This is a genomic window from Colwellia sp. 20A7, assembly GCF_009832865.1.
Lineage (GTDB): Bacteria > Pseudomonadota > Gammaproteobacteria > Enterobacterales > Alteromonadaceae > Colwellia.
Genome location: NZ_CP047130.1, coordinates 2,713,107 through 2,737,073, shown reverse-complemented (window position 1 = coordinate 2,737,073; position 23,967 = coordinate 2,713,107). Strand labels below are relative to the sequence as shown.

At 38.4% G+C, this 23,967-nt stretch carries 19 protein-coding genes and 2 rRNA genes; 12 read left to right on the top strand and 9 right to left on the bottom strand.

The window, feature by feature from the left end:
• Window positions 1-175: 175 nt before the first annotated feature.
• Window positions 176-3,070, top strand: a 23S ribosomal RNA gene (locus GQS55_RS11870).
• A 209-nt stretch (window positions 3,071-3,279) separates the two neighbouring features.
• A 5S ribosomal RNA gene (gene rrf, locus GQS55_RS11865) occupies window positions 3,280-3,394 on the top strand.
• Between the two features lie 133 nt (window positions 3,395-3,527).
• Here the strand turns inward: rrf and GQS55_RS11860 are convergent.
• The 7 genes from GQS55_RS11860 to GQS55_RS11830 form a co-directional block, all read right to left on the bottom strand.
• A protein-coding gene (locus GQS55_RS11860) for an IS630 family transposase (RefSeq protein WP_442872147.1) occupies window positions 3,528-4,551 on the bottom strand; the annotation gives its coding sequence in 2 pieces (ribosomal slippage) (window positions 3,528-4,098 and window positions 4,097-4,551; 1,026 coding nt in all).
• A gap of 208 nt (window positions 4,552-4,759) precedes the next feature.
• Window positions 4,760-5,614, bottom strand: coding sequence for a tryptophan synthase subunit alpha (gene trpA / locus GQS55_RS11855; RefSeq protein WP_159820719.1), 855 nt, complete (start codon window positions 5,612-5,614; stop codon window positions 4,760-4,762).
• A complete protein-coding gene (trpB, locus tag GQS55_RS11850; protein ID WP_159820718.1) occupies window positions 5,614-6,864 on the bottom strand; it encodes a tryptophan synthase subunit beta in 1,251 nt (416 codons plus the stop codon). Before trpB ends, trpA begins: the two co-directional genes overlap by 1 nt.
• A 1-nt stretch (window position 6,865) precedes the next feature.
• Window positions 6,866-8,281 (bottom strand): bifunctional indole-3-glycerol-phosphate synthase TrpC/phosphoribosylanthranilate isomerase TrpF, encoded by a 1,416-nt coding sequence (gene trpCF, locus GQS55_RS11845; RefSeq protein ID WP_159820717.1) that lies wholly within the window; start codon window positions 8,279-8,281, stop codon window positions 6,866-6,868.
• 2 nt (window positions 8,282-8,283) lie between these two features.
• Window positions 8,284-9,300, bottom strand: a complete 1,017-nt coding sequence (trpD, locus tag GQS55_RS11840; RefSeq protein ID WP_159820716.1) for an anthranilate phosphoribosyltransferase — start codon at window positions 9,298-9,300, stop codon at window positions 8,284-8,286.
• Window position 9,301: 1 nt separating this feature from the next.
• Window positions 9,302-9,973, bottom strand: a complete 672-nt coding sequence (locus GQS55_RS11835; protein WP_159820715.1) for an aminodeoxychorismate/anthranilate synthase component II — start codon at window positions 9,971-9,973, stop codon at window positions 9,302-9,304.
• The gene (locus GQS55_RS11830) at window positions 9,973-11,628 is read right to left on the bottom strand and encodes an anthranilate synthase component 1 (RefSeq protein ID WP_159820714.1); all 1,656 of its coding nucleotides are present in this window, start codon (window positions 11,626-11,628) and stop codon (window positions 9,973-9,975) included. Before GQS55_RS11830 ends, GQS55_RS11835 begins: the two co-directional genes overlap by 1 nt.
• A gap of 489 nt (window positions 11,629-12,117) precedes the next feature.
• Between GQS55_RS11830 and rnm the strand changes: the two genes are divergently transcribed.
• From rnm to rnd, 4 genes are all read left to right on the top strand, one after another.
• The gene (gene rnm, locus GQS55_RS11825) at window positions 12,118-13,023 is read left to right on the top strand and encodes an RNase RNM (RefSeq protein ID WP_159820713.1); all 906 of its coding nucleotides are present in this window, start codon (window positions 12,118-12,120) and stop codon (window positions 13,021-13,023) included.
• 63 nt (window positions 13,024-13,086) lie between these two features.
• Window positions 13,087-13,707: an L-threonylcarbamoyladenylate synthase gene (locus tag GQS55_RS11820; protein ID WP_159820712.1), complete on the top strand. Its 621-nt coding sequence runs from the start codon at window positions 13,087-13,089 to the stop codon at window positions 13,705-13,707.
• A gap of 92 nt (window positions 13,708-13,799) precedes the next feature.
• Window positions 13,800-14,873, top strand: coding sequence for a 23S rRNA pseudouridine(2605) synthase RluB (rluB, locus tag GQS55_RS11815; RefSeq protein WP_159820711.1), 1,074 nt, complete (start codon window positions 13,800-13,802; stop codon window positions 14,871-14,873).
• Window positions 14,874-14,973: 100 nt separating this feature from the next.
• Window positions 14,974-16,125 (top strand): ribonuclease D, encoded by a 1,152-nt coding sequence (gene rnd / locus GQS55_RS11810; protein ID WP_159820710.1) that lies wholly within the window; start codon window positions 14,974-14,976, stop codon window positions 16,123-16,125.
• 141 nt (window positions 16,126-16,266) lie between these two features.
• On the opposite strand, the gene GQS55_RS11805 is transcribed toward rnd, so the two are convergent.
• Complete coding sequence (locus GQS55_RS11805) at window positions 16,267-16,677, bottom strand: hypothetical protein (protein WP_159820709.1); 411 nt, start codon at window positions 16,675-16,677, stop codon at window positions 16,267-16,269.
• A gap of 113 nt (window positions 16,678-16,790) precedes the next feature.
• Between GQS55_RS11805 and GQS55_RS11800 the strand changes: the two genes are divergently transcribed.
• Genes GQS55_RS11800 through GQS55_RS11785 form a run of 4 tightly spaced genes read left to right on the top strand, consistent with a single transcriptional unit; the run spans window position 16,791 to window position 19,542 of the window.
• Window positions 16,791-17,075, top strand: coding sequence for a YcgL domain-containing protein (locus tag GQS55_RS11800; protein ID WP_159820708.1), 285 nt, complete (start codon window positions 16,791-16,793; stop codon window positions 17,073-17,075).
• A complete protein-coding gene (locus tag GQS55_RS11795) occupies window positions 17,065-18,105 on the top strand; it encodes a lytic murein transglycosylase (protein WP_159820707.1) in 1,041 nt (346 codons plus the stop codon). The genes GQS55_RS11800 and GQS55_RS11795 overlap by 11 nt, the downstream gene beginning before the upstream one ends.
• A 14-nt stretch (window positions 18,106-18,119) precedes the next feature.
• The gene (locus tag GQS55_RS11790) at window positions 18,120-18,638 is read left to right on the top strand and encodes a YcgN family cysteine cluster protein (RefSeq protein WP_159820706.1); all 519 of its coding nucleotides are present in this window, start codon (window positions 18,120-18,122) and stop codon (window positions 18,636-18,638) included.
• A 37-nt stretch (window positions 18,639-18,675) separates the two neighbouring features.
• Window positions 18,676-19,542 (top strand): DMT family transporter, encoded by an 867-nt coding sequence (locus GQS55_RS11785; protein ID WP_159820705.1) that lies wholly within the window; start codon window positions 18,676-18,678, stop codon window positions 19,540-19,542.
• A gap of 72 nt (window positions 19,543-19,614) precedes the next feature.
• Here the strand turns inward: GQS55_RS11785 and GQS55_RS11780 are convergent, their stop codons facing one another.
• A complete protein-coding gene (locus GQS55_RS11780; RefSeq protein ID WP_159820704.1) occupies window positions 19,615-20,667 on the bottom strand; it encodes an ABC transporter substrate-binding protein in 1,053 nt (350 codons plus the stop codon).
• A 241-nt stretch (window positions 20,668-20,908) separates the two neighbouring features.
• Between GQS55_RS11780 and GQS55_RS11775 the strand changes: the two genes are divergently transcribed.
• Together GQS55_RS11775 and pntB are read left to right on the top strand one after the other, a co-directional pair.
• Entirely contained in the window at window positions 20,909-22,456 is a 1,548-nt protein-coding gene (locus GQS55_RS11775) for a Re/Si-specific NAD(P)(+) transhydrogenase subunit alpha (protein WP_159820703.1), read from the top strand.
• A gap of 9 nt (window positions 22,457-22,465) precedes the next feature.
• Entirely contained in the window at window positions 22,466-23,875 is a 1,410-nt protein-coding gene (gene pntB / locus GQS55_RS11770; RefSeq protein WP_159820702.1) for a Re/Si-specific NAD(P)(+) transhydrogenase subunit beta, read from the top strand.
• Window positions 23,876-23,967 lie beyond the last annotated feature (92 nt).

The window sequence follows — 23,967 nt, the reverse complement described above, 5'->3', positions numbered from 1 at the left end:
GTATTATCGAATTCATACTTGCTCTTAGAGCAAAGATGTCTTATCAAGTAACTCATCTTATATCTTCGGATATATTGAGTACGTGAAAATGTCAGACTTTACAATTACTGTGGATTAGTCTCCACGGTGTACTTTTTTTGCTTCTTTTATTAGAAAAGACTACTTAGGGTTGTATGGTTAAGTGACTAAGCGTATGTGGTGGATGCCTTGGCAGTTAGAGGCGATGAAGGACGTGTTAATCTGCGAAAAGCTTTGGTGAGGTGATAAAAACCGTTATAGCCAAAGATGTCCGAATGGGGAAACCCACTTAGCATAAGCTAGGTATCATTATCTGAATACATAGGATAATGAAGCGAACCGGGAGAACTGAAACATCTAAGTACCCCGAGGAAAAGAAATCAACCGAGATTTCGTTAGTAGCGGCGAGCGAACGCGAATCAGCCCTTAAGCTTATTGGGCGCTAGTGGAACTTACTGGAAAGTAAGACGATACAGGGTGATAGTCCCGTACACTAAAGCAACCTTTAAGTGAAATCGAGTAGGACGGAGCACGTGAAACTTTGTCTGAATATGGGGGGACCATCCTCCAAGGCTAAATACTACTAACTGACCGATAGTGAACCAGTACCGTGAGGGAAAGGCGAAAAGAACCCCTGTGAGGGGAGTGAAATAGAACCTGAAACCGCATACGTACAAGCAGTGGGAGCCCGATTTAGTCGGGTGACTGCGTACCTTTTGTATAATGGGTCAGCGACTTATATTCTGTAGCAAGGTTAACCGATTAGGGGAGCCGTAGCGAAAGCGAGTGTTAACTGCGCGTTTAGTTGCAGGGTATAGACCCGAAACCCGGCGATCTACCCATGGGCAGGTTGAAGGTTGAGTAACATCAACTGGAGGACCGAACACACGTATGTTGAAAAATGCGGTGATGACTTGTGGGTCGGAGTGAAAGGCTAATCAAGCCGGGAGATAGCTGGTTCTCCCCGAAATCTATTTAGGTAGAGCCTCGCACGAACACCATTGGGGGTAGAGCACTGTTAAGGCTAGGGGGTCATCCCGACTTACCAACCCTTTGCAAACTCCGAATACCAATGAGTGATATGCGGGAGACACACTGCGGGTGCTAACGTCCGTTGTGAAGAGGGAAACAACCCAGACCGCCAGCTAAGGTCCCAAAGTACTAGTTAAGTGGGAAACGATGTGGAAAGGCATAGACAGCTAGGAGGTTGGCTTAGAAGCAGCCATCCTTTAAAGAAAGCGTAATAGCTCACTAGTCGAGTCGGTCTGCGCGGAAGATGTAACGGGGCTAAACTAGTCACCGAAGCTGCGGATTTAATCTTAGGATTAAGTGGTAGGGGAGCGTTGTGTAAGCCGTTGAAGGTGAATTGAGAAGTTTGCTGGAGGTATCACAAGTGCGAATGCTGACATGAGTAACGATAAGGGGAGTGAAAAACTCCCCCGCCGAAAGACCAAGGTTTCCTGTCCCATGTTAATCAGGGCAGGGTAAGTCGGCCCCTAAGGCGAGGCGGAAACGCGTAGTCGATGGGAAACAGATTAATATTTCTGTACTTCTATATATTGCGAAGGAGGGACGGAGTAGGCTAGATGAGCACGGCGTTGGTAGTCCGTGTGAAAGAATGTAGGTGGGTGACTTAGGTAAATCCGGGTTGCTATTAACACTGAGACTCGAGACGAGTGTCTACGGACATGAAGTCATTGATGCCATGCTTCCAGGAAAAGCTTCTAAGCTTCAGATATATAGGAACCGTACCCCAAACCGACACAGGTGGTTAGGTAGAGAATACTAAGGCGCTTGAGAGAACTCGGGTGAAGGAACTAGGCAAAATAGTACCGTAACTTCGGGAGAAGGTACGCTGCTCAGGGTGATGGAACTTGCTTCCTAAGCTCAGAGCAGTCGAAGTAACCAGGTGGCTGGAACTGTTTATTAAAAACACAGCACTGTGCAAAATCGAAAGATGACGTATACGGTGTGACGCCTGCCCGGTGCCGGAAGGTTAATTGATTCGGTTAGACTTAGGTCGAAGCTGATGATCGAAGCCCCGGTAAACGGCGGCCGTAACTATAACGGTCCTAAGGTAGCGAAATTCCTTGTCGGGTAAGTTCCGACCTGCACGAATGGCGTAATCATGGCCACACTGTCTCCACCCGAGACTCAGTGAAATTGAATTTGCGGTTAAGATGCCGTATACCCGCGGCTAGACGGAAAGACCCCGTGAACCTTTACTATAGCTTGACAGTGAACATTGCTCCTACATGTGTAGGATAGGTGGGAGGCGTTGAAACAGAGTCGCTAGATTTTGTGGAGCCAATCTTGAAATACCACCCTTGTATGCGTGATGTTCTAACCTAGGGCCCTAATCGGGCTTGGGGACACTGTCTGGTGGGTAGTTTGACTGGGGCGGTCTCCTCCCAAAGAGTAACGGAGGAGCACGAAGGTTGGCTAAGTATGGTCGGACATCATACGGTTAGTGCAATGGCATAAGCCAGCTTAACTGCGAGACAGACACGTCGAGCAGGTACGAAAGTAGGTCATAGTGATCCGGTGGTTCTGTATGGAAGGGCCATCGCTCAACGGATAAAAGGTACTCCGGGGATAACAGGCTGATACCGCCCAAGAGTTCATATCGACGGCGGTGTTTGGCACCTCGATGTCGGCTCATCACATCCTGGGGCTGAAGTCGGTCCCAAGGGTATGGCTGTTCGCCATTTAAAGTGGTACGCGAGCTGGGTTTAGAACGTCGTGAGACAGTTCGGTCCCTATCTGCCGTGGGCGTTTGAGAATTGAAGAGGGCTGCTCCTAGTACGAGAGGACCGGAGTGGACGAACCGCTGGTGTTCGGGTTGTTATGCCAATAGCATTGCCCGGTAGCTACGTTCGGAACTGATAACCGCTGAAAGCATCTAAGCGGGAAGCAGGCTTTGAGATGAGTTCTCACTGGAGCTTTAAGCTCCCTAAAGGGTCGTTGGAGACTACAACGTTGATAGGTCAGGTGTGTAAGGGCTGTGAGGTCTTGAGCTAACTGATACTAATTGCCCGTGAGGCTTAACCATACAACACCCAAGTAGTTTTTAGAACTATGAAGTGCATTGTATGAAGACTGACATTAGAAAACACACGTACTTACGTGTTACTTGAATCAGAATAAAGAACAAAACGATATTTAAACCTCGAAAGAGAGTCGATAAAAACGTTCATCCATGAACATTATCGACATTAGTACATCCGTGTACGTTAGCTTTCTAAGATTGTAACCTTTTTGTTTAGCGACAATAGCGCTGTGGTACCACCTGACTCCATTCCGAACTCAGAAGTGAAACGCAGTAGCGCCGATGGTAGTGTGGGAGTTCCCATGTGAGAGTAGGACATTGCTAAACTTCTATTTAGAGAAGCCCGATTCGAAAGAGTCGGGCTTTTTGCTGTCTGAGATAAAGTTACCTGACTCCTTGACAACTGCTCCTGCGTTGTTCTAATTGCCTACATCCATGTAGGTAATACCAATTCCGATAATTAACTGGTCATAATGGCCCAGTCTCGGTGACATAGAGATATCACCCTTTTAGTATTACTTCTGAAGCGGTTCCAAGCTTCTGAGCACTTCTCAACAATATCCTCATAATCCTTGAAACAACGGTTAGCTATTTCATTCTGCCTCATCCATGACCACACTTGCTCAATTGGATTTAACTCGGGTGAATAGGGAGGAATATGGATGATCGTCAAATTGTTGTATTCGTCATCAAGATACTTTTGATGCCAACTGGCACCATCCATCAAGACTACAGCATGTCGTCCCTCTTCTGTCGCCTTTGAAATGAGTGCTAAGTGTGACGCCATCACATCCATATTACTTAATGGGGCTACGATAGCTTCTGTTTTTCCATTGGTGATGCAGACTGCGCCAAACAAATAAGCGTAGGTAAACTGCTGCTGTTTGATTGCCCTAGGGCGCGTTCCTTTTTCTGCCCACACTCTGGTCGTTGTGTTTTGCTGACCAAACCGCGCTTCATCCTGAAACCACACATCGACTTGATCAAGCGATATCGATAACGGGATCTTGGCGATCGTTTCAAATTGGAATTTTTTTAAAGGTTTCTTGTGTCTCAATGGATTGCTTAGGGTGCTTTGAACGTGTTGTTACCCAGCTTAGTTCAAGCTGGTGTAGTGTGTCGTATACATTAGATTTTTGGTAGACAACACCAAACTCTGTCGCAATATATTCTTGTACATCTTTTCCTTGAAGCCTACCACCACTCGGTTTTATAGCAGAATTGATAACAAAACTTTTCAGTTGTGACAGCTGCTTATCATCCAAAGATTTTGGGCGACCTGTATGTTTTTTTTCTTTAAGTCCCTCTAAGCCATCATGTAAATAAGTATGGATCCATTTATTAACGCTAGTGCGGCTAACTTTCAAGAAAGTAGCTATTTGTGTGCGATTTTTTCCATCGATAAAGTGAGATACAGCAAGCAATCGTAATCGCATTCTTGCATTACTCGTTGATGAAATAAGCTGTGATAAGTTATGAGTCATTTTAAGCCTTATATTTAAGCTTACATTAGATCACAAAATTATCGGAATTGGTGTTATTTATTTCACTAAAAAAGCAAAAAAAATGCACCTATAAAAATAGATGCATAAAATATATAACACTAAGGGATAACATAACTATTAAGTAAGAGTACCTTTCTACAGTAAAGTTCAATTTTATTTCCAATATTTATAAAAGTATTGAATAGAACTATCTAGTTGCCGCTTTCATATCTATGACGAAGGTTGTCAATTCAGTTAGCATCTTCTTATGATCGTTTAAGTTAGTTTCAATTATTTTAACAACAGCAGAGCCGCTAATAGCGCCACTTGCACCTGCATCTAAAGCATCTTTCACTTGTTGTGGGTTAGATATACCAAAGCCTAATATCGGTGGCGCAGCATTGTATTCATTTAATGTATTAATGAGTTTGTGCGCTGGTGACTCTTCCTGACTTATTTCTTTTTGCGCTACTACAGGGCTGTCTACACCGGTAACACCTGCACGGCTCAATACATACGTATAACCTTTACTAAAAGAAGATACGTCGCGTAGAGTATTATCATTAGCATTAGGTGGTGCGATAAATATTGGGGCAACATTGTGTTTTATCGCGGCTTCTCTAAATGGCAAACTTTCACGAATAGGCAAGTCAGCGATTAGAACAGAATCAACACCTACTTTAGCCATATCGGCATAAAAAGTATCAATACCTCGTGCAAAAATTAGATTACCATAAAGAAGTAAACCAATTGGAATATTCGGGGCATACTCACGAACTTTAGCAAGTATATCAATACATACATCGGTATTAATATCTGATTTTATTGCACGTAATGCCGCCATTTGAATAGTAATACCATCAGCGCTTGGATCAGAGAAAGGAATACCAAGTTCCAGCGCATCAACACCCGCATCAATTAATGCTTTAATAATGTTAAATGATTGCTCAGCATTTGGATCGCCAATCATAACAAAAGGGATAAAGGCTTTTTCTTTTTTAACTGACAAATCAGCAAATGCTTGTTGATAGCGATAACCCGCTTGTAGTTTCTGCTCAGTCATTATGCTTCTCCTCTGTGCTTAACATTTACCGTTTCGGTCGTTTGCTCGTTAGGGTGTAAAACAGCATGAACATGGGCGAGATCTTTATCTCCACGTCCTGATAAATTAACTAAATAAATAGTTTCAGTTGTAGCTGACTCAGCCATTTTAAGTGCTTGTGCTAATGCATGTGATGATTCAAGTGCTGGAATAATTCCCTCACATTGTGCTAAAGCTTGAAAGGCGCTTAATGCTTCATCATCATTAATAGGAACATACTGTGCGCGTCCAGTTTCTTTTAAAAACGCATGTTGTGGGCCAACTGCAGGGTAATCTAGACCGGCAGAAATTGAATAAGACTCTTCAATTTGTCCATGCTTATCTTGCATAATATAAGTATAGTTACCGTGTAACATGCCTTTGGTACCAGCAACTAATGTAGCACCATGTTGGTCTGTATCTATGCCTTTACCACCAGCTTCAACACCAATGAGTTTAACTTCTTCATGTTGAATGAAATCATTAAACATGCCAATAGCATTAGAGCCACCACCAACACAAGCAATAACATAATCTGGTAAACGACCTTCCTCTTCTAAGAATTGCGCTTTTGCTTCTTCACCTATCATTTTTTGAAACTCTCTAACGATAGTTGGAAAAGGATGTGGGCCTGCGGCTGTTCCTAATAAATAATGTGCATTTTCATAGTTAGCAGACCAATCACGTAAAGCCTCATTAACTGCATCTTTTAAAGTCCCCGATCCTGCGGTAACAGGAATGACTTCAGCGCCCATTAATTTCATTCTGAATACATTTGGTTGTTGACGCTGACAATCTACTGCGCCCATATAAACTTTACATTTTAGGCCTAATAATGAGCATGCAATAGCTGTAGCTACACCATGTTGACCCGCGCCGGTTTCAGCAATAACTTCTGTTTTCCCCATACGTTTAGCAAGTAAGGCTTGTCCTAATACTTGGTTAGTTTTATGAGCCCCACCATGCAATAAATCTTCACGTTTCAAATAAATTTTTGCTAATGGATTTTTAACAATATTTCGACAGCATGTTAGCGGTGTTGGGCGGCCTGCATACTTAGTTAGTAGGTTATTAAACTCAGTAAGGAAGGCCTCGTCGGTTTGCGATTCAATAAATGCTTGCTCTAACTGCTCTAAAGCAGGAACAAGTAATTCTCCGACAAACATGCCGCCAAATTCGCCGAAATAAGCCGGTAATGTTTCTTTTATTGTGTTTTTTACTGTATTAGTCATTTTAATAATTCCTTATTTGCGTAAAAACTTTATTAAGCTTTTCGCTAGATTTGATACCTGGACTTTCTTCAACGCCTGAGTTGAGATCTAAGCCAAATAAATCTAAATTTGTTAACTGTGTTAGTGCTAAATTAATATTCTCGGGATTTAATCCACCAGCAAGTAAACTGGTTGATAAATCTTGCTTGCTATCAGATAACGTTTGCCAATCAAAAGCTTGTCCAGAACCTGGTGATTTTCCATCGAGTACATGGTGAGTTATGGTTTCATCCAACTCAGGGACTGCGTTTGTCACAGGGTGTGCTTTCCAAACCAAGCATGCTTTATTATCACTTTCAGCAAGTTGCTTCTTAAGTGAAGCAATATAGGTTTTATCTTCATCACCATGAAGTTGCACTGCCGTTAAGTTTAAATCGTTAGCTAAATTTGTGACTTCTAAAGGAGGATGATTTACAAAAACACCCACATAGTCTAAATGTGGCTGAGATTTAACAATATTCATCGCTATTTCTTTAGTTATGCAACGCGGGGATTTCTCAACAAAGATTAAACCACCAAATCGAGCGCCTGATTTTGCGGCAGAAATAGCATGCTCAGGGGCTGTTAAACCACAAACTTTATTATTACCAAAAATTAACTTACGACAAGCTAAATCTATATCGTTATGCGCATTATTATCCATTGCCATCAAAGAGCTGCCAACAAGAAAACCATCAACAGCAGGGGCTAACTCGCGCACTTGAGCGTTATTATAAATTCCTGATTCTGAAATAATAATGGTATCGTCGGGTAGCGTAGGAGCAAAATCAAAAGTACGTGAAATGTCTGTACTTAAATCACGAAGATTACGATTGTTAATGCCAATCATTTTTGCGTTAAGTTTTATCGCACGATCACGTTCATCTTCTGTCGAAATTTCAGTTAATATTGCTAAATTATATTGCTCGGCTACTGCTGATAATTCGAGATATTGTTCATCTGATAAAACACTGAGCATCAATAAAATAGCATCTGCGCCGTAGTAACGAGCTAAATGTACTTGATATGTATCAATAAAAAAATCTTTATTAAGCACAGGGCATTTTACGGTTTCTGTAACGATTTTTAAGTAATCAAAATTACCTTGGAAATATTTTTGATCTGTAAGTACTGATATTGCCGCTGCATATTTATCATAAACTTGGCAAATACTCTTCACATCAAAATCAGGACGAATTAATCCTTTTGATGGTGATGCTTTTTTACATTCTAAAATAAAACCGGCTTCAGGCTTCTCTTTAGTACGTCTTAATGCAGCGTACATGTCTTTTGTTGTTGGTTTTAGCCCATCAATAAAGCTTGATAATGGTTTTGACTTTTTAAGGGCATCTATTTCAATACGCTTATCAGCGACTATTTTTTCTAATATATTAGCCATGATTATTTACATTCCTCGTTAGAAAGTACAACAAGTTGCTCTAGTGTTTCTAGGCCTTTGCCACTTTTTAATACATCGCTTGCTAGTTGAGCGGCGTCTTTTAAATTATCCGTTTTACCATGTAAATAAAGCAATGCGGCACAATTAATTATTACTGCAGCATTGTGAGCTTCTTGTCCTTCACCTGATAAAATTGTTTTAATAATGTCAGCATTCTCTTGCGGAGTGCCCCCTTTGATTTGTTCAAGGGAGTAGTTTTTTAAACCAAAGTCTTGTGGGGAAATAGTACGTTCAGTTAATTTCCCTTCCTTAAGCTCAATAACATTGGTGTCACCGTGAAGTGCTATTTCATCTAAACCACTACCATAAACAACAAAAGCACGTTCTACACCCGTCAGCTGTAGAGCTTCAGCCATAGGTAGCAATAAGTCAGGTGTGTATACACCAAGTAACATAACACTCGGGTTGGCAGGGTTTGCTAGAGGCCCTAAAATATTGAATAACGTTCGTACACCCATTGTTTTACGTACTGTTACCGCATACTTAAAACCAGTGTGATATGCAGGAGCATATAAAAAGCATAAATTTGCTTTATCTAAACAGTTACTAGCTGTTTCTGGGGACATGTTTAAGTTTACACCAAATGCTTCAAGCAAATCGGCAGACCCTGACATACTTGAAACACTACGGTTACCATGTTTTGCCATTTTCAAGCCACAGGTTGCGGCTAAAATAGCCGCGGTAGTTGAAATGTTAATGGTATTTGCACCATCGCCGCCGGTACCTACACAATCTGCGACACCGATATTTTGTGGAGGAAAGTTTGTTGCTGCGCTTTTAATTGCGATAGCGGCACCTGATATCTCTTCGGGTGTTTCGCCTTTTATTTTTAATGCAGTAAGTACACTAGCGAGCAAGATAGGATCTGTTTCACCCTTAAGAACTTCTTCAAAAAATGTTTTAATTGTTTGTTGATCAAGGTCTTTGCCGTCAACTAAGGTAGATAATATATTCGTCATGTTATAATCCTAGCGTCTTAGTGTTTAGGTTCTCACTCAAAGTCAGTAAATAATCAAAACTTTGTGCTAATAATGTAGAGCCAAAAGTGGTTAAAATAGATTCTGGATGAAATTGATACGCTAATATTGCATCCTGCTCTTGGCAAATAGCCATCGCCATATTGTTATAGTCGGCAATCACAGTTAAAGAGTTTGGAACTTTTATACCAACTAATGAATGATAACGGGCAACCGGTAATGGATTAGGAATATTAGCAAAAGGGCCGCTAGCACAATGTGTTATTGGTGATGATTTACCATGTACTATTTCTTCCGCGCGTCCAACAGTGCCACCATAATGTTCAATTAATGCTTGATGACCTAAACAAATGCCAAGCATTGGTATTTTTCCTGCGCATAAACTAATCAATGCCATTAAACAGCCTGCATTTTTAGGTGCACCTGGGCCAGGAGATAATACTAAAATAACTTTCTCACCAGTTTCTTTCGTGTGTTCAAGCATTTTGTTAAATATAAAATCACAGCTTAACGTATTACGATAAACGGTAGGTTCAAAACCTAAGCATTGAAATTCATCGACTAAGTTATAAGTAAATGAATCTAAATTATCAAGCATAAATAGTTTTGTGTTTCTCTTGTTAACAGTCGTTTTTTTATTTTTAGCTAAGGTCATTAGTTCACTCCTGGAGCTAGTGATTCATTCGATGCTAATACGGCATTAATAACCGCTTGTGCTTTTTGTTTGGTTTCATCAGCTTCAGCCTGAGGAATAGAATCATAAACAACACCGGCTCCTGCTTGTACATAAGCAATATTGTTTTTGACAAACGCCGAACGGATAACAATACAGGTATCCATTTCACCTTCACCAGTTAGGTAGCCAACAGCGCCACCATAACTGCCGCGACGCTTACCTTCAATTTCTCTTATTAGAGAGGTTGCTTTCACTTTAGGTGCACCTGACAAGGTTCCCATATTCATACATGCTTGATAGGCGTGTAAAGCGTCTAACTCTTCGAGTAAAGTACCGCATACGCGTGACACTAAGTGCATAACATGAGAATAACGATCCACTTTTAATAAATCGGCAACATAGCGAGTGCCTGGTTTACAAACACGTGCAATATCATTACGTGCTAAATCAACTAACATAATATGTTCGGCTGATTCTTTTTTATCTTGTCTTAACTCTAACTCTATTCTTGAGTCTAAATCTAACGAGATACTACCATCGGCATTTAATCCCCGTGGGCGAGTACCGGCAATAGGGTAAATTTCAACTTGTCGTTTTCCTTCAGGAGAGTTTTGTTGATATTTAATCGCTGATTCAGGAGAAGCGCCAAACATAGAAAAATCACTGTCTTTAAGATAAAACATATAAGGACTAGGGTTGCTCAATTTTAATGCTTGATAAGCCGTTATGCTATCTAAGCAAGGTAACGAAAAAGTGCGAGACGGTACAACTTGGAAAATATCTCCAGCACGAATGTTCTCTTTTAATTCTTCAACATTTTTGCAAAACTGTTCATCACTAATATCTACAGAGACTACCTGCGAATTATCAACAATAGCGTTGTTTCTTTTAATTAATGGATCGATAGATTCAGTCGTAATATTATCTGATAGTAATGATTTTATGTGGGCAATACGTTCAGCTGATTTCGTTGGATCAACCTGTTTAATATTTTTTTCATTTGATGAAGAGAATAAGTTAGCAATAATTTCAGTGCTTCTTTTTTCATGATCTATCACAACAACCGTTTCTGCTAAATAGTAAACAAAATCTGGGCAGGTGTTTTCACCATCTGGAACTTGTGGCAGCGTTTCGCTCATACTGATCATGTCGAAAGCAAATGCACCACCGAGAAAAATAGCAAAGTGATGATTATCGCTGTTTTCTATACGATTAAATAAACGTAAGCTTTCAAATGGATTCATCGCCATTAATCGTGCTTTTTCATCAAGCTCTGTAGGAATATCGGGAAAAGTGGCAGTTAATACTTGTTTGTTTTCACAAAAGGTAAGTTTTGCATGATCTTGTAATTGAGCCGCAGCAAATTGTAGCGCGGTTTGGCCATTAACTGTTAATGCGCTAAAAGTAACAACATTGTCATTACAAACAATTTTTAAAGCGGCATCAACGAGTAATAGACTTTTTAATAAATGCTTTTGATCTATTTCTGCTGACTCTAGGAGTAAATTATTTTCTTTATCGTGGCAAAGCAATTGATAAACACTTAATGGGTCGCTTTGATAATTAGCGTTATCCGTTAATGTGCAAACACTTGCCGTAGCTTGGTCATAGGTACTTTGATTTAACTTTGTCATTTGTGTCTTCTTTTTCATTGGTTATTTTTAGAGTGTCATCCTGCATAAATTGGCTGAAGCCACCAAAGAAACCATGTTCTTGTTTTATTCATTGTATTTTCTCTTATTAATGTTAATTAAAATTTGCTGTAGTTAAATATAGTATTAACAACGTTTTCCCAAATAACTGCTTATAAAACTTTAGGGCTTTAAAAAGCAGAAAACCCGCTAATTTTAGCGGGTTTTGTAATTTGTTTTGATTTACTCTAGCTTTCAGTTTATCAGCTTATAGTAAGACACACGCAATTATCACAACCCACTTATGTAGAGTTATGCCACCACCAACCAAGTTGGCCGTATATTAAATTAAATTGCTTTGTTTGTATCATTATTCTGCTCTAATAAGTAAACTTGTAATCACAATAAGTAGGTTGTTCTTTAAGTTTATTGTTGAAAATATCTTAAAGAAAAAAATCTACCCACAAGAAAGTTCCTATAGAAGACCTTATTATGGCGTTGCTGTCAACCACTGATTTTCCTTTTTTAATTGAAAAAACCGACGGTTTTTCTCATGGCCGTATTGATTTACATTGTCACACTCATTGCTCTGACGGAAGTTTGCCGCCACAAACCTTGATAGATAGGGCTGTTAACTATCAGATAGATGTTTTAGCTATCACTGATCACGATACAGTAGCAGGGTTTGATATAGCGCAAGATTATATAATGGAAAATAATATTCCATTAAAATTAATCACTGGTATTGAAATATCTACCGCTTGGCAAGGTTTTGAGATCCATATTGTAGGTCTTAATTTTGATAAAAATAACTTAGCGCTACAAAAGTTAATTACTTCACAACAGCAAGCGCGAGAACAACGAGCTATAACAATAGGTGAAAAGCTAGCTAATTGTGGTTTTCCTGATGCTTACCATGATGCTAAAGCGATTGCAGGCAAAGGTACAATCACGAGAGCACATTTTGCTAAAGTGTTATTTCAACAAGGTCATGTTGGAACGATGCAAAAAGCCTTTGATCTATATTTAGGAAAAAAAGGGCGTAATACTCAAAAAGCTTATGTAAAGCCTGTTTGGTGTTCTATTGAAGAAGCTGTTGAAGTAATACATGCTGCTGGAGGTACTGCTGTTATGGCACATCCCATTCGTTATGACTTATCGGCAAAATGGTTAAGACGGTTAATTGTGCATTTCAAAGAAAGCCAAGGTGATGCTTTAGAAGTTGTTTTACCTCAAATGAATCCCCAACAGCGACAAATAATGCTAAACTACTGTTTAGAATATAATTTGCATGCATCAACGGGATCTGATTTTCATCAGCCAAATAAATGGTCGGATCTTGGCCGTAATTTAATCTTACCTGATGGTGCTTCACCTGTTTGGGCATTGTGGAATTAATAGCTTCTAATTTCGATAATGCTTCTTAAGTAGTAACGTTAAGCATTAAAAAAGGAAATTATCATGAGTCAGTTTTTTTATGTTCATCCAGAGACCCCTCAAGGGCGTTTAATGAAACAAGCCGTAGCAATTATTAAAGACGGTGGTGTTATTGTTTACCCAACAGACTCTGGTTATGCTTTAGGATGTCATATAGGTGATAAGAAAGCTTTAGAACGCATTTGCCAAATTCGAGATATTAGTAAAAGTCATAATTTTACCTTGGTTTGTCAGGACTTATCACAATTATCTGAATATACGCGTATTGATAACACCGCATATAGATTACTGAAAAATAATACACCCGGTGCTTATACGTTTATCTTTAAAGGTAGTAAAGAAGTGCCTAAACGGTTACTTAATCCGAAAAAGAAAACCATTGGTATTCGAGTGCCTGATAATATTATTTGCCAAGCCTTGTTGGCTGAACTTGCAGAGCCTATAATGTCTACGAGTTTGATCATGCCAGGGGAGACCATGGCTGAGTTTGATCCGGAACATATTCGCGATTTGTTAGAGCATCAAGTAGATTTAATTATTAATGGTGGTCATTTAGGTGAACACCCAACAACAGTTATTGATTTTTCAAACGACGATATTGAAGTTATACGAGTAGGCGAAGGTGATCCTTCTCCATTTGAGTAACACGCTTTAAATATTCAAAACGTTAATAACGTACAAATGAGCCAGAAGTAAGTTTCTAGGGAACTGCTACTGACGTAACAGAGTAAAAATACATGTCACTAGACAAAAAAACATCTAAAAGTAAAAGCACTTCTACCGATTCTAAATCTGCTAATAATAAATATGGCAGCCGTGGTACAGGTACAAAAGCCATCGTTAAAAAAGGTCAGAGTAAAGCAACACCGGGTAAGCCAGGCCAAGGGAAAGGTAAAAAACCTGAAGAGCTCCCGGTAAAAGTTGATTTTAAAAAAGCGACCGTTAAAGATTCTGAAAAATTGCAGAAGGTTTTAGCGAGAGCTGGTAAAGGGTCACGTCGAGAAATGGAGACTATTATTGGTCAAGGACGTGTCAGTGTTGATGGAAAAACAGCTTTCTTAGGTGATAGAGTTGATGGTAGCGAACAAATTCGTATTGATGGACATCAAGTTAAGTTAACAGCGCAAGACGACGATATTTGTCGCATATTAATGTACAACAAACCAGAAGGCGAAATGTGTACGCGTAAAGACCCTGAGGGTAGGGCAACTGTTTTCGATCGCTTACCTCCTTTAGAATCAGGGCGTTGGGTTGCCGTTGGTCGTTTAGATATAAATACATCAGGTATGTTACTTTTTACCACTGACGGTGAATTAGCCAACCGTTTGATGCATCCATCACAAAAAGTTGAGCGTGAATACGCTGTTCGTGTTTTTGGTGAAATCAATGAAGCTATGTTACAAACGCTTCGTACTGGTGTAAAACTTGAAGATGGCCCAGCACGTTTTCAAAAAATTACTTACCGTGGTGGTGAGGGAAGAAATCATTGGTTCCATGTAGTACTATCTGAAGGTCGTAACCGTGAAGTTAGACGTTTATGGGAAAGCCAAGAAGTACAAGTAAGTCGCTTAATTCGTGTTCGTTATGGTGACATGGAAATGAAACGACAGTTACCTTTGGGCGGTTGGACAGAGTTAGGACTACAAGATGTTAATTACTTTCGTAAGTTAGTACAGTTAACGCCTGAAAAACAATCGAAAGTAAAGGTTGATGAAAAAGCAATGGATAACGCTAAGAGCCGCAGAATTCGTCGCTCGGTGAAAAAACATCAACAGCGTCATCAACAAGCAACACGCCGTAGAAGAAAGTAACGGTCGCTTTAAATACTATATACAGGCATGAGTAATCAACTTACCAAGCTAAGTTGATTACACAACATTAAGAAATAAAGGGATAAAAAACGTAAAAATTATGCAGTATCAATTAATTGAAGATTTTATAAGTTTACAAACCCTTTGTCAGCAATACAATACAGCCAGTGTACTAGCAATAGATACTGAGTTTGTTCGTACTCGTACCTTTTATCCTAAATTAGGCTTGCTGCAAGTTTATGATGGCAAAACACTGGCCTTGATTGATCCGATAGCAATTGATGATTTATCACCATTTTGGCAACTATTGACGAATGAAAATATTGTTAAAGTGCTTCATGCTTGCTCAGAAGATTTAGAAGTATTCTTAACGAGTGCTAATTGTAAACCTGTTAACCTACTTGATAGTCAAATAATGATGTCATTTTTAGGGCATGGACTATCAATAGGTTATGCAGCGATGGTTGAACATTTTACAGGGGTTGAGCTTGATAAGTCAGAGTCTCGTACAGATTGGACAAGAAGGCCATTGTCAGAAAAACAATTAAATTATGCTAGTGCAGATGTAGAGTATTTATTTAATATTTATCCTAAATTAGTTACGTTACTTGAACAGGCTGGTTGGCTGAATTACGCTCAACAAGAAACACAACTACTTATCGACAGAAAATTTACGCCTGTTGATGAAAATTTGCTATATCGTCAAATGAAATTAGCTTGGCGATTAAACTCTAAGCAATTAAATATCTTACAACACTTAGTTAAGTGGCGTTTTCAACAAGCAAAAATGCGTGATCTACCTTTGGGATACGTTGTTAAAGAAAATACCATGATGGCTGTTGCCGCAAATAACCCGGTAAGTTTATCTGCAATGAACAAGTTAGATGGTGCTGAGGTGCTTGATATTCGGCATAAAGGTAAAGCAATGCTAGCTATTGTACAAGAAGCTAATCAAGACCAAGAGGTCAGTTACCCGAAAAAAATACAGCGATTAGATGAGTACCCAGGTTATAAGCAAATATTTAAACAGGTAAAATCGTTTATCAATGCTATTGCTGAAAAGCATGATTTAACTATTGAAAATTTAGCGTCTAAAAAACAAATCAACCAATTCTTAACTTGGTACTTTGATTTAAATGAGGCTAAAAAACATTGCGAAAATACAGGTGTTTACCCTGATATTTTAATTGTTTGGCGAAAAGAGTTATTTGGCAAGTTACTACAAGAATTTGCTGAGAAAGGTTTTAAGTAATATTTATTCATTGGCGTTTACTGTTTTGATATTAAAGTAAATGCCAATGCATATTAAAATAAATTTTTTAGTTTTGATTAACATTAACTAACTAAAATTAATTCTGAGCTTTAAATTAGCTATGTTTACCTGTAGCTAGTTCTATAAACTAGCTAAAAACGATTTAATTTCTTCTTTTAATTCTTCATCATCAATGCTTTCACTCGCAATTTCAGCTTGTTTAGCATACTCAACAGCTTTAGTTGACTCTTCAAATTCTTGCTGTCTTTGTGCCATTGCTAAATAAATAGAAGCAGTAAATGTTGATAGTTTTAGCTTGTTGGCTGTGTTTAGTGCAATTTCATATATATCCATTGCTAAATCGCCATCCTCAGTAAAATCGCCTAATGCTTCCCATTGTAGTGGGTGATCTTTAGGTGTTTCTTGATTAGTTGCACATAATTTTTGCAAATCTTTACAAGCATTATCTCTAATTTCATCGTTACTCTCGGTAGAGGCGTTGGCTATTTGTTGACAAATGCCGAGAATTTCATCATATAAAGGAGCTTTCATGTTTTTACCTAAAGTTATCAAAAAAAGTAATGTAATTTATTGTGTCATTGTATCGCATATCAATACGAGTGCGTGATATATTATGCATCCATTTCTTATCATAGGTCTCCATTATGCTATGTGCTATTTATAAAAGTGCTAAAAAAGAGCAAACATACCTTTTTGTTAAAACACGCGATGATTTCTCGTCGGTACCAGGCGCATTAATGCTTACCTTTGGTACACCTGTATTGGTGACTTTAATTAATTTAGCAACAAAAGAAAAACTAGCATTTGCTGACTTAGCTAAAGTGAAAACTAACTTAGGTGATAAGGGCTATTATTTACAATTACCACCGCCAAAAGAAGACTTATTAAAACAACATAAAGAATATATGGGGGGCGGGAATGAAATTTAATCATATCCTTACTTCTTTATTAGCCGTTAGCTTGATAGTTATTCCTAGCAAGGTATTACAAGCAAAAACGTTGAACGAAGAAGGCTTTAAACAATATGTAATTGAATTGAAAGAAGCTGCATTAGTACAAGGTTTCAATCAAAATTTAATTGATGAAAGTTTTACTAATGTTAAATTTCATAAAAGAGCCGTAGCCGCCGATCGAAAACAACCTGAAAAAGTTGAAACATTAGATACTTATTTGCCAAAACGTATACCTGCTTGGAAAGTTGATAAAGCCAGAGCATTATTTAAAGAGCATGAAGAAATACTAACAAAAATTGGCAAGGATTATTCTGTTCAACCTCGATTCATTGTAGCGCTTTGGGGTTTAGAAACTAACTTTGGTAAATTTACCGGTGGTTATAATGTTATTTCTGCACTATCGACTTTAGCTTATGAAGGGCGTCGCGAAGCTTTTTTTAAAAAGCAATTATGGGCCGCATTAACTATTTTAAAAGAAGGGCATATTAAAATAGATGATATGAAAGGTTCATGGGCTGGCGCAATGGGACAAAATCAGTTTATGCCAACTTCGTTCTTAGGTTATGCAGTTGATGGCGATGGTGATGGTAAAAAAGATATTTGGCAGAACCAAGTCGATATTTTTGCTTCAATGGCTAATTATTTACAAAAAGAAGGTTGGAATAATAACTTAACTTGGGGACGCCAGGTTAACTTACCAGAAAACTTTGATACTTCATTAGCGATACCTCAAAATACCGGTAGCCGTAGAAACTGGTTAAAAGCTTGGGCTAAAACTGAGAAAAAATTATCAGAATGGCAAGCCTTAGGTATTCGTCGTACCGACGACACAAATCTTCCTAATGTAGATATTACCGCTGCTCTTGTTTTTCCTGATGGAAAAAACGGGCGGGCATATTTAGCATATGACAATTATAAAAGTTTGATGCATTGGAATTTATCTTATTATTTTGTTAGTTCAGTTGGTCATTTATCTGATCAAATTAAATATCCACCAATTCAGTAAGAATATAATTAATTATGACCGTTCTCCAAAACGATACGCCATTTTGGCAAAGTAAAACATTAGCTGAAATGTCGCGCAGTGAATGGGAATCACTGTGCGATGGTTGTGCTAAATGTTGTCTCAATAAGTTTATTGATGATGAAGATACGGATGATCTCAATGAACTGCAACCAACTAATCATATAGAAGAAGGCGAGCAAATCGTCTATTCGAGTATTGCTTGCCATTTATTAAATGAAAAAAGCTGTCAATGTAGTCAATACGCTACAAGAACAACACTAGTACCTGACTGTGTTCAGCTCACACAAGATAACTTAGCGGACGTTTTTTTTATGCCACCAAGTTGTACTTATCGTCGCTTGCAAGAAGGGCGAGGTATGCCATCTTGGCATCCATTACTTCACAATGGGAAAAAATCGGCAATGCACAAGGCAGGTATGTCGGTTCGTGGAAAAATAGTAAAAGATGATGATGTTGCGCTTGAGGATTTTGAAGATTATATCGTCATTTGGCCTCTCAATGATCTTGATTAGTCAACGTATCTATTAATTATAAAGTCGACGTTAATCTATGACCGCTCAACAACAAAGTCTTTGGTTTCTTCATAGTGCTGTTCTGCTTTTTGGTGGCACAGCTTTATTTTCTAAGCTTATTGGCTTACCGGCTTTAGATATTACCGTATATCGTACTGGTGTTGCAGCAATTGTATTGTTTATTCTACTTACAATTCAAAAAAAGAAGATTGCTCTAGCTAAGCCTAAAGACTATGGCGTGGCGATATTACTTGGCGTCGTCGTAGGCATTCATTGGGTCACCTATTTTGCTAGTATGCAAATGGCAGGCGTAACTGTTGGGGTTATTGCTTTCTTTACTTATCCCGTTATTACTGTTTTTTTAGAACCACTGCTAAGCCATGCTAAAAGTAGGCCTCAAATTAAAGATATTGTTATTGCTGTTATTGTTTTAATTGGAATTTTTCTATTAATTCCTGAAATTAATTTAGGCAATCAAGTTACGGTAGGAATTATAACCGGTGTTATTTCAGCTTTCTTCTTTGCATTAAGAAATGTACTTCATAAAAATTACTTTAGTCACTACTCAGGCCCACATACTATGTTGTATCAGACCTTAGTTGCTTTTTTAATGTTAGTGTTGTTTGTTGAGGTTCCTCCACTTGATGTGACGACCAATGATTGGTTACTCGTTTTATTGGCCGGCGCTGTTTTTACCGCTATGCCTCATGCTTTATTTGCCTCAGCTTTACGTCATTTATCTGCAACAACAGCAGGCCTTATTTCATGCTTACAACCCCTATATGGAAGCGTTTTAGCATTTTTATTACTTAATGAAAGAGTTAATGTCATGACTATTGTTGGTGGGGCGTTGGTGATTAGTGCTGCATTATTTGAAACATGGTCAGTGAGTAAGAGTCGATAATTAGCTTGATATAAATAGTCTGAATTTTGTTTTATTATTATTCTTTAGGCTGTTTTTTAGAACGTTATTAAACTAGTTTTCTGCTTTTAAACTATCACTAAAGGATAAATATACTTGATTTAATCCTTGATGATTATCAGGTGAAAATGCAACGTTTAGTCCACCTCGGTTATATTCAAATGAATTAAATTTATTCAGTAAGCATGCTCTTGTTAATTTTTTCCCACACCGTTTGGCAACAAGGCTAAAAATATGTGCATTGATGTATCCTTCTAACTGAAATTTATTAAAATCAACATACCCCGCTTGTTTCATATCACGAATAAATTTTTTGCAAATGCGCCACTGGCACTCGTAGGGAGAAGGTATAACTTCACTTACTATTACTTTACTTGGGTGCTCTAGCCTCGCAAAAAGATATGAACTTGATATAAATGATAGGGTACTGAAATAAGCTCTAATTCCCTGTTCATAACCTAAGTTTATTAAATAACTAAGAGGTTGATAGGTACCAACAAAAATAACTGCATCTAGTGGTATTGTTGTTAAATTATCAAGAACCCGTTCAATATCATTCGAATTACGTTTATATCGCTCTGTTATAACCGCTTCTAAATTATATTTTTTTAGAATTTGTTCATAACTTCTTTGGGCTGACAAGCCAAACTCATCAGCTTGAATAACTAATGCAATCTTACTTACCTTTTTTACTTCAACCAAAAATTCAATTTGAGCTTGAGCTTCTTGTAAATAACTAGCTCGTAAATTAAAAATATTATCAATGACAGGAATACGAAGAAAGTCAGCACCTGTAAGTGGCATTAAGTAAGGAATGTTTGATTGCTTTAATATTGGCAAAACAGCATGAGAGCTAGGTGTTCCCATAAAATTGAGTAAGGCTAAAACTTCTTCTTGGATGATGAGGTTTTTTATATTTTTAATCGTGTTGTCTGGTTCATAACCATCATCTAAACCGATTAATTCAACTTGTTGACCATTAATCCCGCCAGAATTATTTAGTTGTTCAAAATAAACGGTTGCGCCTCTACTAACCCCTTTTCCAGCATAAGAAGCTGGTCCTGTTAACGCATTCGACATGCCTAATTTGATATTGCTTGCCGACAATGTTTGACCTGAAAAACAAGTTACACTGAAAATAAAAGAAAGGATTAGAGAAGTTTTAAACAATCGAAGAAAACCTATAAATATATAAAGAATTAACGTGTTTTTGTTGCACTAATTCTAGAAGTCACTATGAAATTATCAAGTAGTTGAAAAATAACTGAACATGGGTGTTTAAAAATAACACTATAAGTGGTAAAACATTAAGCACTCAGTCCTTTTTATCAACTTTCAAAGGTGATTTATGATCATTAGCATTCCCAAAGAGTCATTAAAGGGAGAAAACCGTGTTGCAGGCTCACCTAGCTCTATTGGTGCTTTAATCAAGTTAGGCTTTAATGTGCAAGTACAAAAAGGTGCTGGCACTAAAGCAAGTTTCACTGATGAAGAGTATAGCAAATGTAATGCAGAAATAGTGACTAAAAAAATCTGTTGGCAAAGTGACATCATTTTCAAAGTAAATCCTCCTACTTTAGAGGAAGTTGGGCTAATGAATGAAGGAGCCACTCTTATCAGCTTTATTTCACCAGCGCAAAGTCCTGATTTATTAGAAGCGCTTCGAGTAAAGTCCATCACTACATTAGCGATGGAAATGGTACCTCGCATGACACGCTCACAATCAATGGATGCATTGAGCTCTATGGCCAATATTGCTGGTTATCGCGCCGTTATTGAAGCTTCGCATCTTTTTGGTCGCTTTTTCACTGGGCAAATCACTGCAGCAGGTAAAATGCCACCTGCGAAAATAATGATTATAGGTGCTGGTGTTGCAGGTCTTGCTGCTATCGGCACTGCCAGTAGTTTAGGAGCCATTGTTAGGGCATTTGATACGCGTCCTGAAGTAAAAGAACAAATTGAAAGTATGGGAGCTGAATTTCTTGAAATGAATTATCAAGAGCCCGAAAAATCATCAGAAAAAGGCCCTGGAGATGGTTATGCTAAGGAAATGAGCAAGGCTTTTATTGATGCTGAAATGGCTTTATTTGCAGAGCAAGCCAAAGACGTTGATATTATTATTACTACTGCAATGATTCCTGGAAAACCAGCGCCAAAACTGATTACAGATAAAATGGTTCAATCAATGAAAGCTGGTAGTGTGATTGTTGATCTAGCCGCGGCAGGTGGTGGTAATTGTGAATGTACTGTTGCGGGTAAAGTGGTTAACGCACATGATGTTAAAGTGATTGGTTATACTGATTTGGTTTCGCGGTTGCCAAACCAAGCATCACAACTTTATTCAAATAATTTATTGAATTTAGCTAAGTTACTTTGTAAAGAAAAAGACGGCATCTTCGTCATCGACTTTGATGATGTAGTTATCCGTAATATGACGGTCGTGAATAAGGATGAAATTACTTTTCCACCACCACCTATTCAAGTGAGTGCAGCACCTACTCCTGATAAAAAAGAAAAGGTAACGCCTAGTATTGACGTTGTCGAAGAGCCGGTATCACCTGTAAAAAGATATGCTTTTACAGCGGTAGGTATGGCATTGTTTGGTTGGGTCGCCAATGTAGCACCCGCTGATTTTGTCACTCATTTTACTGTCTTTGTATTAGCTTGTGTTATTGGGTACTACGTTGTGTGGAATGTTAGCCACTCTTTACATACACCCTTGATGAGTGTCACTAATGCCATTTCAGGCATTATTATTGTGGGCGCACTACTGCAAATAAGCTCTGAGAATATAGTCGTTCAAATACTCGCCGCGTTAGCTACTTTGGTTGCCACAATAAATATAGTAGGTGGCTTTAAAGTGACCAGTCGTATGTTAAAAATGTTTAGTAAGTAGGGGAACTGTATGGAATCTACTCAAATTGCGTCTAATGGCTTTATCAGTGCAGCCTATGTTGTTGCAGCACTACTTTTTGTTTTTAGTTTAGCCGGACTTAGTAAGCAAGAAACGGCTAAACAAGGTAATTTATATGGCATGATCGGTATGGCCATTGCCCTTGTGGCGACAATATTTAACCCCGCAGTGACTAGTATTTGGATTGTTGTTATTGCCATGGTTATTGGAGCAGGCATAGGGTTTAAATTAGCTAATAAGGTTGAAATGACACAAATGCCTGAGCTTGTTGCTATATTGCATAGTTTCGTTGGCTTAGCTGCAGTATTGGTTGGTTTTAATAGTTATTTTGAGGCTGGTCATCACGTTATTATTACTGCCAGCCAACAAACAGCTATGAATATTTATTTAACTGAAATTTTCTTAGGTATTTTTATTGGCGCGGTTACTTTGACCGGCTCTATTGTTGCTTTTGGTAAGTTAAGTGGCTCTATTAGCTCTAGCGCTTTGGCGTTACCACATCGTCATAAAATGAACCTTGCTGCTGGCGTTGTTTCATTTGTTTTAATGATTATCTTTGTGCAAAATGGAGGATCAAATTTCCCACTGTTTTTAATGACCGTTATTGCTCTAGCGTTTGGTTGGCACCTTGTTGCTTCTATTGGAGGAGCCGATATGCCTGTGGTGGTATCAATGCTGAATTCATATTCAGGTTGGGCAGCCGCCGCAGCAGGTTTTATGTTAAGTAATGATTTGTTGATTATCACTGGTGCATTAGTTGGATCATCAGGTGCTATTTTATCTTATATCATGTGTAAAGCGATGAACCGATCATTTATCAGTGTTATCGCTGGCGGTTTTGGTACAACGGTAGTGATTGATGAAGATAAAGATTATGGAGAACACCGCGAAATACAAGTAGAAGCGGTTGCTGACTTGTTACGAAATGCCAAATCTGTAGTAATAGCGCCCGGTTACGGTATGGCTGTTGCTCAAGCACAATACCCGGTATATGAACTGACTCAACAATTAATAAGTAAAGGGATTGATGTACGTTTTGCTATTCACCCTGTTGCTGGTCGCTTACCTGGGCACATGAATGTATTACTCGCCGAAGCTAAAGTTCCATACGATATAGTTCTAGGAATGGATGAAATAAATGATGATTTTTCTAAAACTGATGTGGTGTTGGTTATTGGTGCTAATGATACTGTGAATCCTGCGGCTAATGATGATCCTAACAGCCCAATTGCGGGTATGCCTGTACTTGAGGTTTGGCATGCAAAAGAAGTCATCGTCTTCAAGCGCTCAATGAATACAGGTTATGCCGGTGTTCAAAATCCTTTGTTTTTTAAAGATAATACACAAATGCTTTTTGGTGACGCTAAAGCAACAACCGAACAAATATTTAGAGCTTTGTAATGTAAATATTTATTATAAAAATCAATTATAACAATAATATTCAGCAAATAAATAGTAGGTATTGAAGGTGAAGTTATAGTGTAAAGGCGCTT

Excerpts from the sequence above, each read along its gene's own strand:
- trpA (WP_159820719.1), bottom strand. The coding sequence starts at position 5,614 with ATGACTGAGCAGAAACTACAAGCGGGTTATCGCTATCAACAAGCATTT.
- trpB (WP_159820718.1), bottom strand. The coding sequence starts at position 6,864 with ATGACTAATACAGTAAAAAACACAATAAAAGAAACATTACCGGCTTAT.
- trpCF (WP_159820717.1), bottom strand. The coding sequence starts at position 8,281 with ATGGCTAATATATTAGAAAAAATAGTCGCTGATAAGCGTATTGAAATA.
- trpD (WP_159820716.1), bottom strand. The coding sequence starts at position 9,300 with ATGACGAATATATTATCTACCTTAGTTGACGGCAAAGACCTTGATCAA.
- GQS55_RS11835 (WP_159820715.1), bottom strand. The coding sequence starts at position 9,973 with ATGACCTTAGCTAAAAATAAAAAAACGACTGTTAACAAGAGAAACACA.
- GQS55_RS11830 (WP_159820714.1), bottom strand. The coding sequence starts at position 11,628 with ATGACAAAGTTAAATCAAAGTACCTATGACCAAGCTACGGCAAGTGTT.
- rnm (WP_159820713.1), top strand. The coding sequence starts at position 12,118 with ATGGCGTTGCTGTCAACCACTGATTTTCCTTTTTTAATTGAAAAAACC.
- GQS55_RS11820 (WP_159820712.1), top strand. The coding sequence starts at position 13,087 with ATGAGTCAGTTTTTTTATGTTCATCCAGAGACCCCTCAAGGGCGTTTA.
- rluB (WP_159820711.1), top strand. The coding sequence starts at position 13,800 with ATGTCACTAGACAAAAAAACATCTAAAAGTAAAAGCACTTCTACCGAT.
- rnd (WP_159820710.1), top strand. The coding sequence starts at position 14,974 with ATGCAGTATCAATTAATTGAAGATTTTATAAGTTTACAAACCCTTTGT.
- GQS55_RS11805 (WP_159820709.1), bottom strand. The coding sequence starts at position 16,677 with ATGAAAGCTCCTTTATATGATGAAATTCTCGGCATTTGTCAACAAATA.
- GQS55_RS11800 (WP_159820708.1), top strand. The coding sequence starts at position 16,791 with ATGCTATGTGCTATTTATAAAAGTGCTAAAAAAGAGCAAACATACCTT.
- GQS55_RS11795 (WP_159820707.1), top strand. The coding sequence starts at position 17,065 with ATGAAATTTAATCATATCCTTACTTCTTTATTAGCCGTTAGCTTGATA.
- GQS55_RS11790 (WP_159820706.1), top strand. The coding sequence starts at position 18,120 with ATGACCGTTCTCCAAAACGATACGCCATTTTGGCAAAGTAAAACATTA.
- GQS55_RS11785 (WP_159820705.1), top strand. The coding sequence starts at position 18,676 with ATGACCGCTCAACAACAAAGTCTTTGGTTTCTTCATAGTGCTGTTCTG.
- GQS55_RS11775 (WP_159820703.1), top strand. The coding sequence starts at position 20,909 with ATGATCATTAGCATTCCCAAAGAGTCATTAAAGGGAGAAAACCGTGTT.
- pntB (WP_159820702.1), top strand. The coding sequence starts at position 22,466 with ATGGAATCTACTCAAATTGCGTCTAATGGCTTTATCAGTGCAGCCTAT.